The sequence below is a fragment of the Burkholderia sp. L27(2015) genome (genome assembly GCF_009765705.1).
Taxonomy (GTDB): domain Bacteria; phylum Pseudomonadota; class Gammaproteobacteria; order Burkholderiales; family Burkholderiaceae; genus LMUX01.
The window spans coordinates 390,304-413,753 of the sequence record NZ_LMUX01000016.1 but is presented as its reverse complement, the minus strand read 5'-3'; the positions used below and the strand labels follow the sequence as shown (position 1 = coordinate 413,753).

At 62.4% G+C, this 23,450-nt stretch carries 11 protein-coding genes; 8 read left to right on the top strand and 3 right to left on the bottom strand.

All coding sequences use genetic code 11. The annotated features are described in order from the left end of the window. Positions 1 to 31: 31 nt before the first annotated feature. The 3 genes from GSQ77_RS09790 to GSQ77_RS09780 all read right to left on the bottom strand — a co-directional run bounded on the left by GSQ77_RS09790 (position 32) and on the right by GSQ77_RS09780 (position 2,515). Positions 32 to 997, bottom strand: a complete 966-nt coding sequence (locus GSQ77_RS09790; RefSeq protein WP_158901488.1) for a YihY/virulence factor BrkB family protein — start codon at positions 995 to 997, stop codon at positions 32 to 34. A gap of 62 nt (positions 998 to 1,059) precedes the next feature. Further along, a complete protein-coding gene (locus GSQ77_RS09785) occupies positions 1,060 to 1,377 on the bottom strand; it encodes a hypothetical protein (RefSeq protein ID WP_158901486.1) in 318 nt (105 codons plus the stop codon). 358 nt (positions 1,378 to 1,735) lie between these two features. Beyond that, positions 1,736 to 2,515 carry a YrzE family protein gene (locus GSQ77_RS09780; protein ID WP_158901484.1) on the bottom strand — a complete coding sequence of 260 codons (780 nt, stop codon included), beginning with the start codon at positions 2,513 to 2,515 and terminating at the stop codon, positions 1,736 to 1,738. 467 nt (positions 2,516 to 2,982) lie between these two features. Here GSQ77_RS09780 and glgA point away from each other — a divergent pair, with 467 nt between their 5' ends. The 8 genes from glgA to treY all read left to right on the top strand — a co-directional run bounded on the left by glgA (position 2,983) and on the right by treY (position 23,444). Next, positions 2,983 to 4,683, top strand: coding sequence for a glycogen synthase GlgA (glgA, locus tag GSQ77_RS09775; protein WP_158901482.1), 1,701 nt, complete (start codon positions 2,983 to 2,985; stop codon positions 4,681 to 4,683). Between the two features lie 96 nt (positions 4,684 to 4,779). Continuing rightward, positions 4,780 to 8,280 (top strand): alpha-1,4-glucan--maltose-1-phosphate maltosyltransferase, encoded by a 3,501-nt coding sequence (locus GSQ77_RS09770; RefSeq protein ID WP_254067537.1) that lies wholly within the window; start codon positions 4,780 to 4,782, stop codon positions 8,278 to 8,280. 17 nt (positions 8,281 to 8,297) lie between these two features. Beyond that, positions 8,298 to 11,684, top strand: a complete 3,387-nt coding sequence (gene treS, locus GSQ77_RS09765; RefSeq protein ID WP_158901480.1) for a maltose alpha-D-glucosyltransferase — start codon at positions 8,298 to 8,300, stop codon at positions 11,682 to 11,684. A 10-nt stretch (positions 11,685 to 11,694) separates the two neighbouring features. Further along, positions 11,695 to 14,178, top strand: a complete 2,484-nt coding sequence (gene glgB, locus GSQ77_RS09760) for a 1,4-alpha-glucan branching protein GlgB (protein ID WP_158901478.1) — start codon at positions 11,695 to 11,697, stop codon at positions 14,176 to 14,178. Continuing rightward, a complete protein-coding gene (gene glgX, locus GSQ77_RS09755; protein ID WP_158901476.1) occupies positions 14,178 to 16,436 on the top strand; it encodes a glycogen debranching protein GlgX in 2,259 nt (752 codons plus the stop codon). The genes glgB and glgX overlap by 1 nt, the downstream gene beginning before the upstream one ends. Next, entirely contained in the window at positions 16,433 to 18,274 is a 1,842-nt protein-coding gene (gene treZ / locus GSQ77_RS09750) for a malto-oligosyltrehalose trehalohydrolase (RefSeq protein WP_158901474.1), read from the top strand. Before glgX ends, treZ begins: the two co-directional genes overlap by 4 nt. A gap of 26 nt (positions 18,275 to 18,300) precedes the next feature. Then, complete coding sequence (gene malQ, locus GSQ77_RS09745) at positions 18,301 to 20,508, top strand: 4-alpha-glucanotransferase (protein WP_158901472.1); 2,208 nt, start codon at positions 18,301 to 18,303, stop codon at positions 20,506 to 20,508. Further along, a complete protein-coding gene (gene treY / locus GSQ77_RS09740; protein ID WP_158901470.1) occupies positions 20,505 to 23,444 on the top strand; it encodes a malto-oligosyltrehalose synthase in 2,940 nt (979 codons plus the stop codon). The genes malQ and treY overlap by 4 nt, the downstream gene beginning before the upstream one ends. The last annotated feature ends 6 nt before the right edge of the window (positions 23,445 to 23,450 follow it).

Here is a 23,450-nt window from a genome sequence, read left to right as displayed (position 1 = left end):
GAAAGGCTCGGTAGCAAGCTTGGGATCCCTCTTAGGGTCTTGCCTTAGCTTCGGCCTTGAGTTCTACCTTGAGTTCAGGTGTGGGTTGGGGGTTGGATCCCGCATGCCGTTTCACCGCTTCAGTCTTGAGCCGTGACCAGGATGCCGCCAATTCGGCGCCGAACAAGAATACCGCGGCCGAATAAAACAACCACATCAAAATCACTGCCAGCGCACCGGCCGCACCGAAGGTGTTGGCGGTGCCGGCGCGCGATAAATAGAACGCAAAGAGTCCCTTGCCACCGATAAACAATACGGACGCAGCAATACCGCCGAGCGCGACGTCCCCCCAGCGCATCGTCTTGTCGGGCAATATCTTGAGCAAGGCACCGAAGGCGATAGCCAGGAACACCAACGAAAAGAGCGACTGGAATACCTGGCTGAGCACGAGTGAAGCCGAACTCCAACTCCACAGGTATTGCCCGGCCAACGCCAATGCTGCGTCGGCTATCAGCAGCACCAACAGCAGAAAACCCAAACCAATGACCAGTCCGAACGAAATCATGCGGATGCGCAGCAGGGCCAGCCAACTCGATTCACTCACGGGGGCGGTAACCCGCCAAATACGGTTTAAGGAGGCGTTGAGCTCGGCGAAGGTTGCCGAAGCGCCTACCAAGATAGCCAGCACCGACAGTGGCGCGGCCCAACTGCCGCCCGCGCTACGCGCTTTCCAGGCGTTCGACACGGTGGCCTGGATCACGCTTGCGCCGTCGGCGCCGACGAGGCTTTGGATATGGCCGAAGAGCTGCCCGGTAACCGCTTCGGCCCCAAAGAAAAAACCGGCGATGGCGATCACAATCACGAGCATAGGGGCCAGCGAAAAAGCCGCGTAAAACGCCAATGCTGCGGCCATCGTAGAACAGTGATCCTCAGACCAACCCATGACAGCCGCGAACAGGGCTCGGGCCAGCATCACGAACCAACGCAATATCGCCTTCGCGCGAATAAGGAGGGTCACCAGAGATTTCCGCTGTGCAGTGTAGAAATTACCGACGGCGCCTCACGCCGGGGACCCTGGAATCACACGATGCCAACCGAGTGCTTGCGGCCGTGCCATACCGTCGGCGCCCAATGAACCATCATGCAAGGGCCGGCAGTCGGGGTCGAGCCTTGGAATACACCGCCACGTTCCTCGCCGGTGCGCATGCAAAGGCGCTCGTTGGGATGGCTGCTGCCCCCGGTGACCCCCACTTCACGCGACATGGCCGCGGATCGTGTCTCGTCCTGCGCCGCCGACGCGGCGTTACGTTGCATATGCGTGGCGACGAACAGGCTCGTTGCAATAGCGATCATCAGGTAGCTGCCAATATCGCGTAGTCTAAAACCGAGACGGCCCATAACATCTCTCCTCTTGCTTATATACCCGCCTGATGACGGGTGTTACGTTCTATTAAGCAAGACGCGTTCCTGCCCTGATTGCCACCTGCAGAATAAGTCTTGCCGCGGGGTCAGATACCCTCGCAAGGCCCCGTGCACAGGCCATTGGGGCCAACCTTTGATGACTACCGCCGGCGTCACCCCGTGTGTTGGCGTGTTGGAAATCCAAAGTCGAACGTGTATTTTTTACACGGCAGGTATTCCCCGGCGCACGTAAAAAAGCCCCGTGTCATCCACAGCAATGGCTGCGCGAATGACACGGGGCAACACAAGGTGATATGTCCTGCCGAGGTACGTCCTACTCAACCCTAAGCGCGCCTTAACGCAAGGGATCAACCTCATTGCGCATCATGCCCGGCATAACGCGAGCCGTCGGAACGACCGCTGCGCCGCCCATTTCCTCCACTAGCGGCTGATGACGAAAGCCGAGATTACCCGCTGCCGCCGCGATAATCGCGCCCAACACCAGCAACGCAAATCCCCACCACGTAGCGCGCGCGACATTATGAGCTGCCGTGTCGGCCGCAACACGCAGTTGCGCGTCGGCTTGGGGTTGCAGCGGCGCATTCGGATCGATGCCGTGTTGCTGTAGCTGCTGACTTGCGGCGTTCGCAAGCGACTGGGCGTTGGACTGGACCGCCCCATTGGTGACGACACCGTTGTTGACGTCACCGTTCGCCGCAGCGCCGTTGGCCGCCGCTCCCGCCATTTGTCCCGCCACGTTGGCGCTCACTGCCGCCACGTTACCTGCGGCGTTGAGGGCGCTACCGGCCAGCGAAAACGCCACGTACACCACTAGCATGGTCATGACGCCCCACGCGAGAATGCCGTGTAGCCAGCCCAGCACGGGGGCGCAGCGACCGGCAAGGTACGAGCCGATCACGACGGCGATGACCGACACGATCAAAAGCCAAGCGCCGGTAGCGTAGCCAAAACCATTCAGCGGATTCTGGTATTTGAGTGGTGCCAGCGCCGACGCGCCAATTCCCGCACCGAGCAAATTAAGAATCATCACCGTCACCAGCGATAACACGACGCCGGCGAACACGGCGCCCCAAGAAATGCGCAAAGCGCGCGGTTGAGTCAGGATCGTAGCCATTTCATTGACCTCGTGGGTATGGAAAGCGGTTAATGAAAAATAAGGAAAAGAAGAACCAGCACGATCAGGGGCACACCCATGAACCAACCTAGTATGTAAGGCATGACATCTCTCCTATCTGTAAATTGACCGGCGTATGGGTCGCCGGCTTGCTCAGCGCCTCGTCAGTATTCGAACGCGCCGACCTGGGTAAGCTCAATAGTGCAAAAGCCATGCCCGCCGATGTAAAACCACGGCATGCGGTCAACCCGGTAAATTTGACCTCGCACGTTCTACCGATGTAGGCAGTTTTTACATGCTCGGGCATACCCCCTCTTTTTCGGCAGTTCCGTTCTCTTGTGCCCTTCCGTGGAAACGTCCATATGGACTCAGGGTTTTGGAGCATTTCTCACTTTGGCCCCCCAAGCTGGCACGATCCTCGCAATCAGTAGAGGGACAAACCCGCGTGTAACCAAACGGAGCCGAGATTGAATCCAAGAGTCCTATTTGTGGCCGCTGAGGCCGTTCCGCTCGCCAAGACCGGCGGATTGGGTGATGCTGTCAGCGGGCTGGCTAGCGCGCTGCAGAATCGAGGTGTCGACGTTACCGTGCTGATGCCCGCTTATCCGCAAGCGGTGGCGAGCGCACGTAACCTGCGCCAGATGGGCGAGATTCCCGCGCCGCCCGGCTGCAAAACACCGTCACACTTACTCTGCGGGCGCTTTCCCGATTCCGACGTGACGGTTGCGCTGGTCGACAATGACAGTTTGTTCGATCGCGCCGGCGGTCCTTATGTCGACGCATTCGGCCGCGACTTCGCCGACAACGCGCTACGCTTTGCGGCTTTGAGTCACGCCGCCACGCATATCGCCGCGGGCGGTACAGCGCTGGAAGTGCCGCACGTTGTGCACGCGCATGATTGGCACGCCGGACTCACGCCGCTGCTCATGCGCGAACGTGCAGTCAAGGTGCCATCGGTACTGACCATCCACAACCTGGCGTTCCAAGGCGTATTCCCCATGGAACAGGCTGACGAACTCGGAGTCCCCGCGACTGCACGCGGCGCCGATGGCGTCGAGTTCTGGGGCCAGGTCAGCTACCTGAAGGCCGGCATTCTCTTTGCCGATTACGTCACGACCGTCAGTCATTCCTACGCTCGCGAAATTCTCACGCCGCGATTTGGCCATGGGTTAGACGGATTGCTGGTCTCCCGCCGTGACCGCTTGAGCGCAATCCCGAACGGTATCGACGCGCAGGCATGGAATCCGGCGAGCGACACGAGCTTGCCCAAGACCTACAGTGCGACGAACCGCGAGGGCAAAGCCCTGTGCAAACGCAGCCTGCAAACCGCGTTCGGTCTTGCGATCGATGCGCGCGCCCCGTTGCTCGTGCACGGCAGCCGACTCACCTCGCAGAAGATGGCGGAGGTCGCACTTGAGGCATTGGCGGTCCTGTTATCGGAAAACGCGCAGCTACAAGTGGCCGTGCTGGGCTGCGGCGAAGCCGCGATCGAGCACGGCATGCGCGCGCTGGCAGCCCAGTATCCCGGGCGTGTCGGGGTCCATATCGGCTATGAAGAAGATCTCGCTCATCTGTTGCATGCGGGCGGCGACATGCTGTTGCACGGCAGTCGCTTCGAACCCTTCGGTCTCACGCCGGTCTATGCAATGAGGTATGGCACCGTGCCGATCGCCTCGCGAGTGGGTGGAATGATCGATACGGTGCGCGATATGGGCTTGAACGGTACACCCGTTAGCGGCGCGACCGGTTTCCTGTTCGACGGTGAGACCGTGTCCGACATGGCGGGGGCAATACGCCGCGCCGTGGCGGTCTATGAGCAAGAGCCAGTGTGGCAAGTGCTGTTGTGTAACGGCATGCGCGGCGAGTTCAGTTGGGATGCATCGGGTTCGGAGTACGTGCAGATGTATGCGAGCTTGACGACCGGCGCCGTGAGCCGGGCCTTCGCGCAGACTGAGGAGGCCGTCTTGCAAGTTGCGGCCGCCATGCACCCGAGTGCCGTTGCTGCGGCGGTCGCTATGGAGTCGAGTGCCGTCGCTGCGGCGGTCGCCGGGGAAGTCACGGCCGAGGTTACAGCCGCAGTCACCGCACCTCGCGAGCGCACGCGCAAGCCGCGTCGCACCCCGGCTACGGCCGGCAATGAAGTTTTCAGCAACCTGAAGCTGGCGTAATCCGGCGTCGCTTGAGGGGGAGAACCAGGGCTTTCCTCCTCAAGCGGCTCACTCTTAGCGGCTTACCTCGTTTCGTGTCGCCTCATAGGAAACGCTTTGAGAATCTATTGTGTCGATACCATTCCCCACTCCTATGCCGAAGGGTTTGGCGCAGCACTTGGCGATCTGGAACAACAGATAAGCCGCAGCGCCGAACTCGGGTTCGGTCACTTCCTGGTAGGCGCCGCTAGCGCCACGTTGTTTGCCAGCCCCGAGGTGCGAGAAAGCGCTGCGGCGGCCGACTCACATCATGATCCGTCACGTCATGATGCGCTAGCGCAACTAAGCCAACTCTGCAAAAAGCACGGACTAGCGCTGCTACTCGATATTGCCCCTGCCCCGCCGCCCGGCATCGCAATGGCTGACGCTTTCGACGGCGCCGACAGCAGCCAGCAAGACCCACGGTGGGCCGACCAATTGAGCGCGCTAGTGGCCGCCGGTGTGGACGGCTTTCGTTGCCCCCTGCCGGCCAGCCTGCCGGCGCAGCGATGGCGCGAGCTGTTGAACGCGACTCGCGAACGCGCAGGCCGCCCTCTGCTGTTTCTTGCCTGGACGCCCGGTTTGAGCCCTGCACAATTGCAGGCGCTCTCGATATGCGGTTTCGATGGCGTTTTTTCTTCGCTACCTTGGTGGGATTTTCGCGGCGCCTGGCTCGCAGAAGAGCAGCAACGCCTGCGCGCGCTCGACGCGGTGCTGATCAATCCGATGTCGGCGCTTGCGCCTCAGGAGTTCCCGCTCGGCGAAGCAGCCGCTCGACGCTTGCTGTTCTGTGCGGCCGCCTGCGCAGATGCGCTGCTGATGCCGGCGGGTTTCGAGTTCGGTGGCGATCAGCGTTACGATTTATCGCAAGATGTCATCGCAGCCAACGCGTGGCTCGCCGCGCATAGCGCTTTTCCGAGCGCGGGCAGCGCATCTTCAGGTGGCGCATTGTCAGCCAGTGCGCGTGCGAAAGCAGCCGACATGCCGACGCAACCGGCGTCACAGTTGCTCGGCGGCGTGGACGGCACAATGGCTTTGCTCGCACGCACGCTAACGTATCCGCACGACTCGATGTTGGTCGCGATCAACCCGTCGCTTGACGCCGAGGCTCACTATCCTGTGGAGCGGATTTTGTCGGGCCTCGCGCCACGTACGGGCGCCGCTGGATTGATCGAATTGCCGATCCCCAAACTCCGGGACGGCGGGCTCAGAGACGACGATCCCAGGGACGGCGCGTCGACGAATGGCGCATCCGCGAACGGCGCATCGATGGGTAACGAATCGATGCGCGGCAATTCCGCGCCTCGCGAATTGACACGCGACACCTCGGGCCTCGAAACCGAAGCCGCACATGCGCACCATCGCTATACCCCAGTAGACACGGTGTCGCTCGCGCCGGGCGAGGTACGCCTGTTTCGCGTCGTCCCCGCATCGCCAGTGCCTCGTCAGGTGCAGCGAACCAAGGCCAGTGAGCGCAAGGCCGCGCAGACAGCGCTGGAATCGGCACTGCGCGCGCCGCGCATCGCCATCGAAAATGTACAACCGACCTGCGACGCCGGCCGCTTCGCCGTCAGGCGCGTGGTGGGTGCATGCGTCACCGTGGAAGCCGACGCCTGGATGGACGGCCACGACGTGCTCCAGGTAGCGGTACGCTGGCGACCCGTGGGCGCCAAGACCTGGCAGGAAGCGCCAATGCGTTTGCTCGGCAACGACCGCTGGCGCGGCGAGTTTGCACTTGAACAGCTGGGCCGCTACGAATTCACCATCCATGCCTGGTATGACCCGTTCGCAACCTGGCTGGACGAAATCGCGAAAAAGCGCGCCGCCGGACAGGATTTGATCCTCGAAACCGAAGAAGGCAGGCTGCTCGCGCTCAAGCTCATCGAAGGCGCTGCCACCGGCCCCCACCTCACCGCCGAACTCACGCAGACGCTCGGCACCCTGGCCGCGGCGCTGACCCGCACCGACTCCGGTCCACCGAATCGCGAAACCCGCGATACCTATCTAGACTTGCTGCTCGATCCCGCTACCCGCGACGCGCTTGAAGCGGGCGGCAGCAGACCGTTCGGCGTGCTGCATGACCGTGCCTACCCGGTCGAAGCGGAACGGCTCACAGCGCAATTCGGTAGCTGGTATGAACTGTTTCCTCGCTCGCAAACAAGCAACCCCACCCAGCACGGCAGCTTCGACGACGTGATCGAACGCTTGCCGGCGATCAGCGCGATGGGCTTCGATGTTTTGTATTTCCCGCCCATCCATCCGATCGGTAAAACCCATCGCAAAGGCCGCAACAATAGCCTGAACGCCGCACCTGACGAACCGGGCAGCCCGTACGCAATCGGGTCGCACGAAGGCGGCCACGACGCCCTGCATCCCCAGCTAGGCGACTTCGAAAGCTTCGAGCGCTTGCTCGCCGCCGCAGCGGAACATGGGCTGGAAATCGCACTCGACTTCGCGATCCAATGTTCGCCCGACCACCCTTGGTTGCGCGAGCATCCCGAGTGGTTTTCTTATCGACCCGACGGCACGGTGCGCTACGCAGAAAATCCGCCGAAGAAGTACCAGGATATCGTCAACGTCGATTTCTACGCCGGCCGGACGGACGACAATGCGGACGGTAAAGCGGACGGCAGCTTGTGGCAAGCGCTGCGCGACACGGTCGTGTTCTGGGCCGCGCGCGGTGTACGGATTTTCCGCGTCGACAACCCGCACACCAAACCGCTGCCGTTCTGGGAATGGATGATCGCCGATGTTCGCGCGGTGTATCCCGACGCGATTTTCCTCGCCGAAGCCTTTACGCGGCCAAAACCGATGGCCAGGTTAGGCAAGCTCGGTTTCTCGCAGTCGTACACGTATTTCACCTGGCGTAACGACAAGACGGAACTGAGCACCTACCTCACCGAGCTGACGCAGACCCCGTTGCGCGAATATTTTCGTCCAAACTTTTTCGTCAATACGCCGGACATCAACCCCTATTTCCTGCATCGCTCAGGACGCCCCGGTTTCCTGATCCGTGCCGCACTCGCAGCCCTGCTTTCGGGTTTGTGGGGCATGTATAGCGGGTTCGAGATGTGCGAATCCGAACCGCTGGTCGTCGGAGATCAGGTTAAGGAAGAGTATGTGAATTCGGAAAAATTCGAAATCCGCCCACGGGACTGGCAGCAACCGGGCAATATCGTCGCCGAAATCAGCAAGCTCAACGCCTTGCGACGCAATTATCCGGCGCTGCGGCACCACCTGGGCGTGCGGTTCTACTTCGCCTCCAACGATCAGGTGCTGTACTTCGCACGCTTTACCGCACCGCAGGACGAAACAACGCCGGGCCGATTCGGCGACAGCGTATTGCTGATCGCCATCAATCTGGACCCGTTCAATACACAGCAGGCAAACATCGAGTTGCCATTGTGGGAATGGGGTCTGCCCGACGACGCGGCGCTGCAGGTTGAAGATCTGATGCAGGGGTATCGCTTCGTTTGGAACGGCAAGGTGCAACAGATCACGCTCAATCCGCAGCAATTACCATTCGCGGTCTGGCAAGTGAGCCCCATCGGCCCTATTCGTGCAGAGGTCACCGTATGATTCGAGACTTACCGGACATGAACCCGCCTAGCGTCGACGAGCTACACGACCCGCTCTGGTACAAAGACGCCGTCATTTATCAAGTCCATGTGAAATCGTTTTTCGACGCGAACGGCGACGGCATAGGCGACTTTCCCGGGCTGATCGCGAAGCTCGACTATATTGCCGCGCTCGGCGTCAATACAGTCTGGCTCTTGCCGTTCTACCCGAGCCCGCGCCGCGACGACGGTTACGACATTTCGGAATATCGCGATGTCCATCCCGACTATGGCACGCTGGCCGACTTGCGCCGCTTCGTAGCCGAAGCGCACAAGCGCCGGTTGCGTGTCATTACCGAACTGGTCATCAACCACACCTCCGACCAGCACCCGTGGTTCCAGCGTGCTCGCGAGGCCAAGGCGGGTTCGGCCACGCGCAACTACTATGTGTGGTCCGATAACGATCAAGCCTATGCGGGCACGCGCATCATCTTCTGCGACACCGAAAAGTCGAACTGGACTTGGGATCCGGTCGCCAACGCGTATTACTGGCATCGCTTTTATTCGCATCAGCCCGATCTGAATTTCGACCATCCGCAAGTGTTGAAAGCGGTGCTCGCCGTGATGCGCTTCTGGCTCGACCTCGGCGTGGACGGCCTGCGGCTCGATGCCGTGCCTTATCTGGTGGAACGCGAAGGCACTTCGAACGAGAATCTGCCGGAAACCCACGTGATCCTGAAAACGATACGCGCCGAGCTCGATCGCCTTTACCCCGATCGCCTGCTGCTGGCCGAAGCCAATATGTGGCCCGAGGACGTGCAGCCGTATTTCGGCGGCGACCCCGAAGCGCGCACCACACCCGGCGACGAGTGCCATATGGCCTTCCATTTCCCGCTGATGCCGCGCATGTATATGGCGCTGGCCCAGGAAGACCGCTTTCCGATCACCGATATCCTGCGGCAGACACCGGAGATCCCGCCCAATTGTCAATGGGCGATTTTCCTGCGCAACCACGATGAGCTGACGCTTGAGATGGTCACCGACAAAGAGCGCGACTATCTGTGGAATTACTACGCCTCGGATCGCCGTGCCCGCATCAACCTGGGCATCCGCCGCCGGCTCGCCCCGCTGGTGGAACGCGACCGGCGCCGCGTCGAGCTGCTCAACACGCTGCTGCTGTCGATGCCGGGCACGCCGGTGCTGTATTACGGGGACGAGATCGGTATGGGCGACAACATCCACCTCGGCGATCGCGATGGCGTGCGCACACCGATGCAATGGTCGCCCGACCGCAACGGCGGATTTTCGCGCGCCAATCCGGCCAGCCTCGTGCTGCCGCCGATCATGGACCCGCTGTACGGTTACGAAGCGGTCAACGTGGAAGCGCAAAGCACCGACCCGCATTCGCTGCTCAACTGGGTGCGCCGCATGCTCGAAGTACGCGGGCAGCACCGCGCCTTCGGCCGCGGCACCCTGAAACTGCTGTATCCGAACAACCGCAAAGTGCTCGCTTACTTGCGCGAATACACCGATGGCGACACGCACCCGGACGAAACGCTGCTATGCGTGGCCAATGTATCGCGTGCCTCGCAGGCGGTCGAACTCGATTTGTCGCTGTTCGCGGGCCGCACGCCCATCGAGATGGTCGGTGGCGCAGCGTTCCCGGCCATCGGGCAATTGCCCTATCTGCTGACCCTGCAGCCTTACGGTTTCTACTGGTTCGTGCTCGCCACCGAAACGCAAACGTTCGAGCGCCCGTACGCACAGCCCGCCGTGCTGCCTGAATTCCACACGCTGGTACTACGAAATGGAGTGCCCGACTTGTTAAAAGAACCTTCCTTAGGCGTGCTCGAACGCGAAACGCTGCCCGCGTACCTGCGTGGGCGGCGCTGGTACGCGGCCAAGCAAGAGCAAGCACCGCAGACCCGCATCGATATCGCGGTCGAACTGGGCGGCCCTGGACGCGCGCTGTTGCTCACCGAAATCGTGACCACCACCGAGGCGGGCAGCGACCGCTATGTGCTGCCGTTCGGTTTCATCGCCGAGGACGAGGCCTCCTCCGCGCTGCCTGAACAGTTGGCGCTGGCGCGCGTTCGCAAGGGCCGCAGGGTTGGGCTCTTGACCGACGCGTTTGCCTTGCCGGAGTTCGTGCATCGCGTCATCGAATTGATCGGCCAACAGGCCGTGCTGCCTTGCGGCGATGGCGAACTGCGCTTCTCTCGCAGCGAGCGCTACGCCGACTTCAGTGCCGACGAGGCGCTCGGCCCAACGGCTGAAATACGCTATCTGTCGGTGGAACAGTCGAACAGCTCGGTCGTGATCGGCAACCTTGCCATGTTCAAACTGATCCGCCGCTGTCAGCCCGGGGTACATCCCGAGGCCGAAATGGGCGCTTATCTGACGCGCGCGGGCTATGCCAATATCGCGCCGATGCTGGGCGAGGTCACACGCGTCGACGCGCAGGGCACCTTGTATGTGCTGGGTGTGCTGCAGGGCTTTATTCACAATCAAAGCGATGCATGGCAATGGGCGCTCGATGCGCTGGGCCGCGACATCGCGGATCTGGTCGCACTGCCGCTGGTGGAGGCAGCGCCGGAAATGCAATCCGACGCGCGCGCACCGGCCCCGGTCGATGCGCTGCTCGATGAAGCACTGGAGGAATACGAACAGTGGGCGGCGAACCTCGGACAGCGGCTGGGTGAATTGCACCTGACTCTTGCCCGGCCCACCGACGACGACGCGTTCGCACCGTTCCCCGCGAGCACGGCCGACACGCAGCGATGGACGCAGGCGGCGCAACAGCAGATCGAGTGTGCGCTCGAAGCGGTGAGCCACTACGCATCCGCGTCCGAACATCGCAGCGAGGAAGATATGGAAATGGCGCGCCAGTTGATCGGCCAGCGCGACGCGCTGCTGAAAAAAGCTGCCAAGCTCGCCGACGCCGGCATCGGTTCGCTATGCACACGCATCCACGGCGATCTGCATCTGGGTCAAATATTGATCGCGCAAGGCGACGCTTATTTCGTCGATTTCGAAGGCGAACCCGTCAAACCGCTGGACCAGCGGCGCGCACGCACCAGCCCTTTGCGCGATGTGGCCGGGATGCTGCGCTCGTTCAATTATGTCGCCGCGATGGCCGCTTATAGCGGTCCCGGCGATTTGACCGAGGCCGCGTGTGCGCACCGTCAAACGCTGCTGACGCGCTTTCTGGCGCAGACGCAACGCGCCTTCCTCACCACCTACTGGCAAGCGACCGCAAATATTCCGCATCGCTTCGGCAAGAAACGCGATGCCCAAGCGCTGCTCGATCTATTCACTCTGGAAAAGGCCGCTTACGAAGTCTGCTACGAAAGCGCCAATCGCCCTGCATGGATTAACGTGCCGCTGCGCGGCCTGGCTGCCATTGCCCAGCGCCTGCTGAAATAAGGAAGTCACCATGACCGAAGAAACACCGACCGATAAAAAGCCGATTGAACGATCGCAACAAGGCGATGCGCGGCAGCAAGCGCAAACCGGACGTGCCGATACGACCCGCGATGCCCCCGCGGGCGCCGCTACAAACGAGGCTACTGGCGATCTCGCCGACGTCCATCCCAGCGCGTTGTCGATCGAGGTCCTGCACGCGCTCGCCATCGGCCGGCTGCAAGACCCGTTCGGCACGCTCGGGCCGCACGAAGTGCCGGGCCTGAAGGCCGGCCGCAGCAAGAAGAAGAAAACCATGATGGTGCGGGTATTCGTGCCGGGCGCCTTGCGCGTCGAAGTCGTGGTGCAGGACAAAGTGCTGGGTGAGTTGCAATCCCATGCACAGGACAACCCACAGTCCGCCAAGGACACAGCGGGCTTGTTCAGCGGTGCGCTCGCGCTGCCCACGCCCGAAACCGACCAGTTGCTCGCCGCGTGCTACCGGCTACGCGTGACGTGGCCCGGTCAGGATGGCGGCGAAGTGATACAGGAAAGCGCGGATCCTTACGCGTTCGGCCTGTTGCTTGGCGACCTTGATCTGCATTTGATCAGCGAAGGTCGGCATCAGGAATTGGGCGCATGCCTGGGCGCGCAGATGATGGAAATCGGCGGCATTGCCGGCGTACGCTTCGCCGTGTGGGCGCCCAACGCGATGCGCGTCTCCGTCGTGGGCGATTTCAACGGCTGGGATGGTCGCCGGCATCCGATGCGACTGCGGCATTCGGCGGGCGTATGGGAGCTGTTCCTACCGCAAGGTTGGGGTGCGCAACCGGGTGCGCGTTACAAGTACGAAATCGTCAGCCGCGACGGCGTGGTGTTGCCGCATCGCGCCGACCCCGTGGCGCGGCAAACCGAAGCGCCGCCGGCGACGGCTTCCGTGATTGCCGACCCGCGGGCGCTGGAATGGCAAGACGCGCTATGGCTCGAACAGCGTGCTAGCGCGAACGTGCAAAAGACCCCGATGTCGGTCTACGAAGTGCATGTCGGCTCGTGGATGCGCAATGTGAACGACCCCGAGCGCGGGTGGGATCTGCTGGCCGATCAATTGATCCCCTATGCCAAAGGCATGGGCTTTACCCATATCGAACTGATGCCCGTGATGGAATATCCGTTCGGCGGCTCCTGGGGCTATCAGCCGCTCTCGCAATTTGCGCCGACCGCGCGCTACGGGTCGCCGCGCGACTTCGCGCGTTTTGTCGATCGATGCCACGGCGCGAGCCTGGGCGTGATTCTCGACTGGGTGCCTGCTCACTTCCCCACCGATGCACATGGTCTGGGGCTGTTCGATGGCACCGCCCTATACGAATATGCGGACCCGCGCGAGGGCTTCCACCGCGACTGGGACACGATGATCTATAACCTCGGGCGCAACGAGGTGCACGGCTTCATGATAGCCAGCGCATTATTTTGGCTGGAACATTTTCATATCGATGCGCTGCGTGTCGACGCGGTGGCTTCGATGCTCTATCGCGACTACAGCCGGGAAGCCGGGGAATGGATACCCAATCAATTCGGCGGTCGAGAAAATCTCGAAAGCGTCGCATTCCTGCGCGAACTCAATCGCGTGATTGCGCAGCGATGCCCGGGCGCCATCACCATCGCCGAAGAATCAACCGCATGGCCGGGCGTGACGCGTTCGGTCGACGAAGGTGGCCTGGGCTTCGCGCTGAAGTGGAATATGGGTTGGATGCACGACACCTTGCGCTACATGGAGTACGAACCGATACACCGCGCGTACCATCACAACGACATGAGCTTTGGGCTGGTCTATGCCTGGTCGGAAAAATTCATCTTGCCGCTTTCGCATGATGAAGTGGTGCACGGCAAGGGTTCGCTACTGGGGAAAATGCCCGGCGACCGGTGGCAGAAATTTGCCAATCTGCGCGCTTATTTCGGCTTCATGTGGGCGCACCCGGGCAAAAAGCTGCTGTTCATGGGCGGCGAGATCGCCCAGTACAAGGAATGGAATCACGACGGCGAAATCGAGTGGCCGCTGCTCGAACAGCCTGAGCATCTGGGCATACAGCGCCTGGTCACCGACCTGAACCAGTTGCTCGCGCAAACGCCGGCTTTGTATCAGCTCGATCATGAGCCCGCAGGTTTCGGCTGGGTCGTCGGCGACGACGACAAGAACAGCGTGTTCGCGTTTTTTCGCTATGCCGAGCCGCCGCACGAGCAAAACGTGGTGCTGGCGGTCTGCAACTTCACACCGGTGCCACGCACGGGCTACCGGATAGGCGTACCGTTCAGCGGCATATGGCAGGAGAGTCTGAATACCGATGCGCAGCACTACGGCGGATCGAACTTGGGCAACGCGGGCGCGGTGCGAACCGACGCGATTCCGGCGCACGGCCACCTAGCGTCGCTCACGCTCACGTTGCCGCCTCTGTCGACGGTGATCTTCAAATACAACCTGGTGCTGTCGGACCCAACCCATCCGCACGCCGAGGTGATTTAATGTCATCCAACTACCCGGATCGCCTGTTGCCGGGACGCCCCTATCCACTAGGCGCCACGGTGGACGGGCTAGGCGTGAATTTCGCCGTGTTTTCGGCCAACGCCAGCAGTATCGAATTGTGCCTGTTCGATCCGAACGGCCGCAAGGAACTCGCGCGCCTGCCCTTGCCCGAATGCACGGACGAAGTCTGGCACGGCTATCTGCCCGAAGCCGAGGCCGGGCTGGTGTATGGTTATCGCGCCCATGGGCCCTACGAACCGCAACACGGTCATCGCTTCAATGCCCACAAGCTGCTGCTCGATCCGTATGCCAAGCGACTGAATGCACCGGTGCAGTGGTCCGATGCGCTGTTCGGTTATCGGATGCAAAGCACACGCGCCGACTTGTCGCTGGATCGCCGCGACAGCGCGCCGGCCATGGCCAAAGCCGTGGTGTGCGACGACAGCTTCACCTGGGGCGACGATCATCTGCTGCATCGCCCCTGGCATGAGATGGTGATCTATGAAGCCAACGTGCGCGGCGTCTCGATGGCGCGCGAAGAATTGCAGGCCAATCATCGCGGCACGTTTCGCGCGCTGTGCGAGCCGCACTTCATCGACCATTTGCTCAAGCTCGGAATTACTGCGATCGAGTTGTTGCCGGTGCAGGCCTTCCTGCAGGATCGCTTCCTGATTGCGCGCGGGCTCCGTAATTTTTGGGGCTACAGCACGCTGTCGTATTTCGCGCCCGAGCCGGCCTATCTATCGAGCAACCAATTAAAGGAAATGCGCACAGCGATCCTGCGGCTACATGCCGCCGGCATCGAAGTGATCCTCGACGTGGTCTACAACCACACGTGCGAGGGCAACCACATGGGTCCAACACTATCGTGGCGCGGCCTGGACAACGCGAGCTATTACCGCCTGGTGCCGGGCGACGAGCGGCATTACATCGACGAGACCGGTTGCGGCAACACCTTGAACCTGTCGCATCCGCGTGCGCTGCAAATGGTCATGGACTCGCTGCGCTACTGGGTCGAGCACTTCCATATCGACGGCTTTCGCTTCGACCTGGGCGTAACGCTCGGTCGTGAAGGCACCGGCTTCGATCAGGGCTCGGGCTTTTTCGATGCGATCCGCCAGGACCCGGTGCTCAACCGCGTCAAACTGATTATGGAGCCTTGGGATCTCGGCCCCGGTGGCTATCAATTGGGCAATAACCCACCTGGCTTCGCCGAATGGAATGACCGCTACCGCGATACGGTACGGCGTTTCTGGCGCGGCGATAGCGCCCAGATCGGCGAGCTCGCGGCGCGCATCTCGGGTTCGGCCGATCTGTTCGACCGGCGCCGGCGCAAGGTGTGGGCCTCGATCAATTTCGTCACGGCGCACGACGGCTTCACGCTCAACGATCTGGTCAGTTACGCCAGCAAGCATAACGAAGCGAACAAGGAAGAGAGCCGCGACGGCAGCGACGACAACGCCAGCGCCAACTGGAGTCCGGACGGCGCCGTCGAGGGTCCGAGCGACGATGCGGAGATCAACGAAACACGGGGTCGCGTGCAGCGCGCGATGCTCTCCACCTTGGTGCTTTCGCTCGGCACGCCGATGCTGCTCGGTGGTGACGAGTTCGGCCGCACTCAGGGCGGCAACAACAACGCGTACTGCCAGGACAACGCAATTTCGTGGTTCGATTGGCAAGCCGCGCAAGGCCCGCAGGCTCAGCAACTGACCGATTTCGTCGCGCGGCTGATCGCGTTGCGACGGGCGTCTCCTTCGCTCGCCGTACAGGAGTTTCAGCACGGCTCGCAACTGACGCCCGAGCTGCGCGACATCGATTGGTTTTCCCCGGCGGGCGTGAGCATGACGCCCGAGGATTGGTCGGACGGCGAACGCCGCACGTTCGCGCTGCGGCGTGCCACCCGCGTGCCTGAAGATCACGGCCGACCCGCTGTGGTCGCATTGGAGCTGTTGCTGTTCAACGGCTCGGGCGAGGCTGCCGAGTTCGCCATACCTCCGGGCACGGCGGACTGGCACGTGATGCTGGAAAGCCACGCGCCCGACCAGCCCGGTTATCCGGTGCTGCACGAGGGGCTCACAGTACAAGCACACAGCGTGACGGTGCTGCATGCTCGTATCGTGGAGAGCGAGGGGGAAAGCACGGCACAAGCGCACACTGAAAGCGCAGCCCAGGCAAAAGTGGAAAGCCGTGCGCAGGCAAAAGCCGAGCGCCATGCGCAGGCCGACGCCGAACGGGAAGCCGGGAGCCAAGCACCATGAGCAAACTGCATTCTTACCCCTGGCGCTTCGGGCCGCAACGCCTGGCCGGAGAGCGCACGATGTTTCGCCTGTGGGCGCCGGACGCGACAGGCCCGGTCGCCGTCGAAGTGGACGGCCAAGAACCGGTGATCATGGAAGCACTCGGCGATGGGTCCGACGATGATGCCGTGCGCGGCTGGCTGCAAGCGGAAATCAGCTGCGCAGCGGGTGCCCTGTATCGATTCAGGTTGGCCGACGGGCAACGCGTGCCGGACCCCGCTTCGCGCGCGCAGGCGCACGATATTCACGACGCGAGCGTGGTAACCGACCCCGAAGCCTATATCTGGCGCAACCGGGATTGGCGCGGCCGGCCGTGGCACGAGGCTGTGGTGTACGAGCTGCACGCGGGTGTCCTCGGTGGCTTTGCGGGCGTCATGGCCCAGTTGCCTGCGCTCGCCGCCCTCGGCGTGACGGCGATCGAATTGATGCCGGTGGCGGATTTTCCTGGCGAGCGTAATTGGGGCTACGACGGCGTATTGCCGTACGCGCCCGACGCCAGCTATGGCACGCCCGACGAACTGAAGGCATTGGTGGACGCGGCGCACGATCTGGGTTTGATGGTGCTGCTCGACGTGGTCTACAACCATTTCGGCCCCGACGGGAATTACCTGAACCTGTATGCGCAATCGTTCTTTCGCGACGACCTGAGCACACCGTGGGGCGGCGCAATCGATTTTCGGCGACGCGAAGTGCGCGATTTCTTCACCGAGAACGCACTGTATTGGCTGACCGAATTCCGTTTCGACGGGTTGCGCTTCGACGCCGTGCATGCGATTCGCGATCCGGACTGGCTGGACGAAACGGCATTTACGATCCGCTCGCTGCTAGGTGGAGACCGTCATGTGCATCTGGTGCTGGAAAACGAAGCGAATGCCGCGCATCACCTGGGCAAGCCTTTCAACGCGCAGTGGAACGACGACGCGCATCACGCGCTGCATGTGTTGCTGACTGGCGAAGCCGACAGTTATTACGCGGACTTTGCCGAGCAGCCCGCGATCAAATTGGCGCGGGCGCTGGCCGAAGGGTTCATTTACCAGGGCGAGGTGTCGCCGCACCTGAGCAGAACCGCAGGGGTTGCGATCAAACGCGGCGAACCGAGCGCTCACCTGCCGTCGAGCGCCTTTGTGTTGTTTCTGCAAAATCATGACCAGATCGGCAATCGAGCGCTGGGCGAGCGTTTGACCACCCTCGCCGACGCGTCGGCGCTGCGTGCCGCGATCGCACTGCAATTGCTGTGTCCGCAAATTCCGCTGCTGTTCATGGGTGAAGAGATCGGTTCGCCCACGCCATTTCTATTTTTTACCAGCCATCACGAAACCTTGGCCGAAGCGGTACGCGTCGGCCGCCGCCGCGAATTTGCGCATTTTCCGGCGTTTGCGGACGAGCAATCGCGCGAGCGCATTCCCGACCCCAACCACGTCGACACCTTCGCGGCCTCGTACCCACGACCCGCCGATTACACGGGTGAGGTGAATCCCTGGACCAATTTTTATCGGACCTTGCTGCTACTGCGCAAACAGGTACTCGTGCCGCATCTGACCTCCGTCACTTCGCTGGGCGCGCAGGCGGTGGGGCCGGCGGCCGTGGTGGCGCGCTGGCGTATCGGACATCCGAGCCATGGTTCGGTGCTGGCGCTGTTCTGCAACCTGGGGGATACGGCCGTGACCTTCGAACCCACGCTATGCGCACGGCCCGGTCATTTGCTGTTCGTCACCTGCGGCGACCCTTTGCTCGCCTATGTGCCCGAGCAAGGCGCGCTGCTGCCGGCCTACACCACCGTTGCATGGCTCGAAACGTAAGATTGAAACAAGGTTGAATCGTGAATATGACCTACGGTGACAATGGCGACAACAGCGGCGGCAGCGGCAGCGGCGACGAAGACAGCGGCGAAGCGCATGAGAACGCAAGCGAGGCCGCACTATATGCGCTGGCCGACGTGGTCGGCATCATCACGCATTGGGACAATGCGCTGGGCCACCCGCAAGCGCTGAGCGCCGATGCATTGCAGCGTGTGCTGAGCGCGATGGAGATCGAATGCGGCAGCATGGCGCAGGCGCAAGCCAGCCATGCGCGTCTGTGCGCCGAGGCGGCCGCGCCGCAATCGGTGCCACTGATTACCGCCGATCTCGATCAGCCCGTGCATGTGCACTGGCCCCAGGCGGATGCCCCGCTACCCTATGAGATACAACTGGAAAACGGCGAGACGCGCACGGGCATCGCACTACCGGCCGGCTCCAACGAACTGGTGCTGCCTGGTATCAACGCATGGGGCTATCACGCGCTAAGGCTAGGCGCGTTGAACATTACCGTGGCGGTGGCGCCCGCACAATGCTACGGCGTCGCCGACGCACTGCGCGACGTCACACGCAGCCCCGATTCTCGGCTGTGGGGCCTGGGCGTACAACTCTATGCGCTGCGCCACGCTGAGCCGAGTGGCCCCGGCGGCAGCGGCGATTTCAGCAGTCTTGCGCAATGTTGCATCGCCGCCGCGCGCGAAGGCGCGGATGCGGTTGCGATCAATCCGGTCCATGCCGGGTTCAGTGCCGATGCGAGCCGCTACAGTCCGTATGCACCGTCCAGCCGCCTGTTCCTGAACCCCTTGTATATCGATCCGGCGGCGGTATTCGGCCAGGTAGCGGTGAGCGATGCAGCAACGGCGCTCGGAGTGCTCGAGCGCCTGGAACAGCTCGACAATCTGGCGGAAATCGATTGGCTCGAACTCGGGCCGACCCGGTTGGCCATCCTCAGGCGTTTGTTCGAGCAACGCGAGGCTTTGCTCACCCCAGCGTTGCTCGAAGATTACCGACAGTTCTGCACGGCTGGCGGCGATGCGCTATACAGCCATGCCTGTTTCGAAGCACTGCATCAATTTCATGCCGATAGCGATGCCGTCGCTGCGAACTGGCGCGACTGGCCCGAGGATCAGCGCGATCCGCAAGCATCGGGGGTGGCTGCGTTCGCACGCGAGCATGCGCAGGAAATCGGCTTTCATCTGTTTGCGCAGTGGTTGGCCGCGCGGGGGCTGGACCACGCGCAGTGCTGCGCGCGCGAGGCCGGTATGGCGATCGGATTGATTGCCGATCTGGCGGTAGGCACCGACGGTTCGGGCAGCCACGCATGGTCGCGCCAGGACGAAATTTTCAAAGGATTACAGGTGGGTGCGCCGCCCGATATGTATAACCCTTACGGGCAGGCCTGGGGAATCTCCGCGTTCTCGCCGCGCGGCCTGCGTCAGCACGGCTATCGCGCCTTTATCGAAATGCTGCGCGCCACATTGGGCCAGGCTGGTGGGCTGCGCATCGACCACGCGCTGGGCCTGGCGCGTTTGTGGTTGATTCCCAGTGGCGCGAGTGCGGCCGAGGGCGCTTATCTGCGTTTCCCTTTCGATGACTTGATGCGCCTGATCGCGCTCGAATCGTGGCGCGCGCGCGCCATTATCATCGGCGAAAATCTCGGCACGGTGCCCGCCGGCTTCAACGACCAGCTGCGCCGGCACGGCATGTTGGGCATCAGCGTGCTCTGGTTCGAGCGGGCTCATGGCGAAGGCGGCCGTGAAATTTTCAAGCCGCCGCGCGAATGGAGTCCGGCATCGATTGCCACGACGACGACACACGATTTGCCCAGTGTCGCGGGGTGGTGGTCCGGCCGCGATATCGAGTGGCGCGAGCAACTGAATTTATTGGAGCCCGGGCAGGCTGTAGCCGAAGTATTTCGGCAACGCGAACTGGATCGCCAGATCTTGTGGCAAGCCTTGCTCGAGGCGGGGGCGGCCAGCGGCGAGTGTCCGGCGCCTGATAGCGTCGCGCCTATCGAAGCGGCGCTCAGGTTTGTCGGCAGTACGCCCGCGCCGCTCGCGATCATCCCGATCGAAGACCTGCTGGCCTCGCGCGAGCAGCCGAATGTGCCGGGCACCATTGCCGGGCATCCAAACTGGCAGCGCCGCCACCCCGGCGACATCCACACCGCGCTGGCGACTCACGACGTTGCGCAACGCTTGGCCGCACTCAATGCGGCGCGGAGAACATCGCAATGAACCCAATCACTGACGGTGCATCGCAGCCGCTGTCATTGCAACCGTCACCGCCGTTGCAACCCTCATCGCCGCGTGCGACAGCGCGGCTGCAACTCCATGCCGATTTCACGCTGATCGACGCGCGTCGGCAGGTGCCCTACTACGCTGAACTGGGTATCAGCCACCTGTATGTCTCGCCGATTTTCCCGGCCTGCCCGGGCTCGCAACATCGGTACGACGTCCTGGATTTCACGCTCGTCAGTCCGGTACTGGGTGGCGAAGCGGCGCTGCGCGAACTGACTGAGACTTTGCGCGCGCATGGCATGGGGCTGATCATCGATATCGTGCCCAACCATATGGCCGCATCGTACGTGCACAATACCTGGTGGCGCGACGTCCTGGCGCATGGGCGCAAGAGCCGCTACGCGGATTTCTTCGATATCGACTGGCAGGTGCCCGATCCCGCGCTGTGCGGCAAGCTGTTGCTGCCCATCCTCGGCCAGCCCTACGGCGAGGCGCTCAAGGCCGGCGAACTGACGCTCGCATTCGAACCTGAGTCGTGCAACTTCGAGTTGTGCTATTTCGACGCGCGCTTGCCGCTCGCGTTGCCCAGCTATGGCGACATTCTGCGCGCCGACCCGGGCCACCGTTTCGATGCGATCGCCACGCGTTGCAAAGCAAGCGACGACTCGGACGCTGTGACGCAGGCCGTGCATGATGCCTTACGCACATTGCTGCGCGACGAGAAAGGTGCGGCCGCCCTAGTGCAAGCCCACGATCCGCGCACGGCCGATGGCCTCGTGCGCCTGCATAGCCTGCTGCAACGACAGCATTACCGGCTGGCGTGGTGGCGTACCGCGGCTGACGAAATCAACTGGCGGCGCTTTTTCGAAATCAGCGAACTGGTGGGCCTGCGCGTGGAGCGACCGGAAGTGTTCGAGGCCACGCATGCGCTCGTGTTCCGCCTCTACCGCGAAGGGTTGATCGATGGCGTGCGCGCCGATCACGTCGATGGTCTGGTCGATCCCGCTGCGTATTGCCGTACCTTGCGCAGCAGGTTGACGGCATTGACCGCGCAACGCCCGGAAGGCTTGCGCGCTTCACAGTCCGACTCACAGCCCGACTCACATCCCTATTTTGTGGTGGAAAAAATCCTCGCTAAAGATGAAGCGCTGCGCACCAGTTGGGCGGTCGACGGCACCACCGGCTACGATTTCATGAACGAAGTCTCGGCCGTGCTGCACGATAGCGCCGGCGCGCCGTCGCTGGACGCTACTTGGAGCATCGTGAGCGCGGAGCCCGCCGATTTCGCCCACTACGAGCTGGCGGCACGCCGGCAGATCCTCTCGGAAAATTTATGCAGCGAGCGCGATACCGTGGTGCGCTATCTGCATGAACTGGCGCGGCTCGACATGAGCACGCAAGACTTGACGCGCACGATGATCCAGCGCGCGCTCGAAGCCTTGTTGCATTATTTCCCGGTGTATCGCACTTACTTCCGGCGTGGCGCGGCCGAGCCCGCCGACAACGCCATCCTGCAGGCCGCGGTGGATGCCGCGCGACACACGTTGCGCGCGGCCGACCATCCTATTTTGATGCGCTTGCAAGCGTGGCTCGGCAGCGAGCAACAGTCCGATCCCATTGCCGAGAATTTGCGCCAGCGCGCGCTGGCCCGTTTCCAGCAACTGACTTCGCCGCTGGCGGCCAAGTCGGTCGAGGACACGGCGTTCTACCGTTATGGACGTTTGCTCTCGCGCAACGAAGTCGGCAGCAAACCCGACGAGTTCGCGTTGTCGCCGCAGGCTTTTCACGAACGTATCGCCGCGCGAGCCCGCGATTTCCCGCGCGCGATGCTGGCCACGGCCACCCATGACCACAAGCGCGGACCGGACGCACGGGCGCGGCTGGCCGTGTTGAGCGAGTTGGCGAGCGAATGGCGTGAAGTCGTGCTCGACTGGATAGAACAAGCTCAACGCCTGGGCCCACACCCCGACACGATAGATCAATCGATGCTGTATCAAACGCTGATCGGCGCATGGCCGCTGGATTTACCGGCCGCCGCCCCGCGCGAGCAAAGTGGGTCGCCGGCGTTGCACGCGCTTATCGAGCGGGTCGAGGCATGGCAACTCAAAAGTTTGCGCGAGGGGAAGCGCCGTTCGAACTGGATTGCGCCCGACCTGGCTTACGAAAAAGCGTGCGGCGATTTTCTGCATGCATTGGAGCGCGATTTCGCGCGGCCCGATTCGCTGTTGGCCTCGGTGGGCCGCTTCGCCCATCGCTTGGCGACTGCCGGCGCGCTCAACAGTCTCACGCAAACGGCTTTGCATTTAAGCACGCCGGGGGTGCCCGATATTTATCAAGGTTCCGAAAGCTGGGATTTCAGCATGGTGGACCCGGATAATCGCAGGCCGGTCGATTTCGAGAAATTGCTCGCCGACCTGCGAGACGCCCCGAGCTGGCCGGAAGTATTGCTCAATTGGCAGGACGGCAGAATCAAGCAAAAGCTGGTGCACGCGCTATTGGCGCTGCGCCGCGCGCATCCGGCGCTGTTCGCCCTCGGCAGTTATACGCCGCTGGCCTGCGAAGGCCCGGCACACGCCCATGTGATCGGCCATGCACGACAGTATCAAGCCCAGACGCTGGTGGTGATCGCGAGTCGGTTGAGCATGTCGACGCCGGGCGGCGATGTCGCGCAGGGCGCGCGCCCCGTTCCCTTGATCGGGCCGGCGCTGTGGCGGGATACGGCGCTGATTATACCTATCGCGCCGCCCGTAGTTACGCCAATGAGTGCGCCAACGAGTTCGCCACGCGCCTCGCCAACAAGCGCAGCGCTGGAGAGCGCCGGCGATTGGATCAATATGTTGACGGGGGAACCGGTGGCACAGCGTGCCGGCCGGATTTATGCGAGCGATGTGCTCGCGACGTTGCCGGTGGCGGTGTTGATGCGAGCGCGGTAGTTGCCC

Coding starts and splice junctions, on each gene's coding strand:
- GSQ77_RS09785 (WP_158901486.1), bottom strand. CDS start 1,377: ATGGGCCGTCTCGGTTTTAGACTACGCGATATTGGCAGCTACCTGATG.
- GSQ77_RS09780 (WP_158901484.1), bottom strand. CDS start 2,515: ATGGCTACGATCCTGACTCAACCGCGCGCTTTGCGCATTTCTTGGGGC.
- treS (WP_158901480.1), top strand. CDS start 8,298: ATGAACCCGCCTAGCGTCGACGAGCTACACGACCCGCTCTGGTACAAA.
- glgB (WP_158901478.1), top strand. CDS start 11,695: ATGACCGAAGAAACACCGACCGATAAAAAGCCGATTGAACGATCGCAA.
- glgX (WP_158901476.1), top strand. CDS start 14,178: ATGTCATCCAACTACCCGGATCGCCTGTTGCCGGGACGCCCCTATCCA.
- treZ (WP_158901474.1), top strand. CDS start 16,433: ATGAGCAAACTGCATTCTTACCCCTGGCGCTTCGGGCCGCAACGCCTG.
- malQ (WP_158901472.1), top strand. CDS start 18,301: ATGACCTACGGTGACAATGGCGACAACAGCGGCGGCAGCGGCAGCGGC.
- treY (WP_158901470.1), top strand. CDS start 20,505: ATGAACCCAATCACTGACGGTGCATCGCAGCCGCTGTCATTGCAACCG.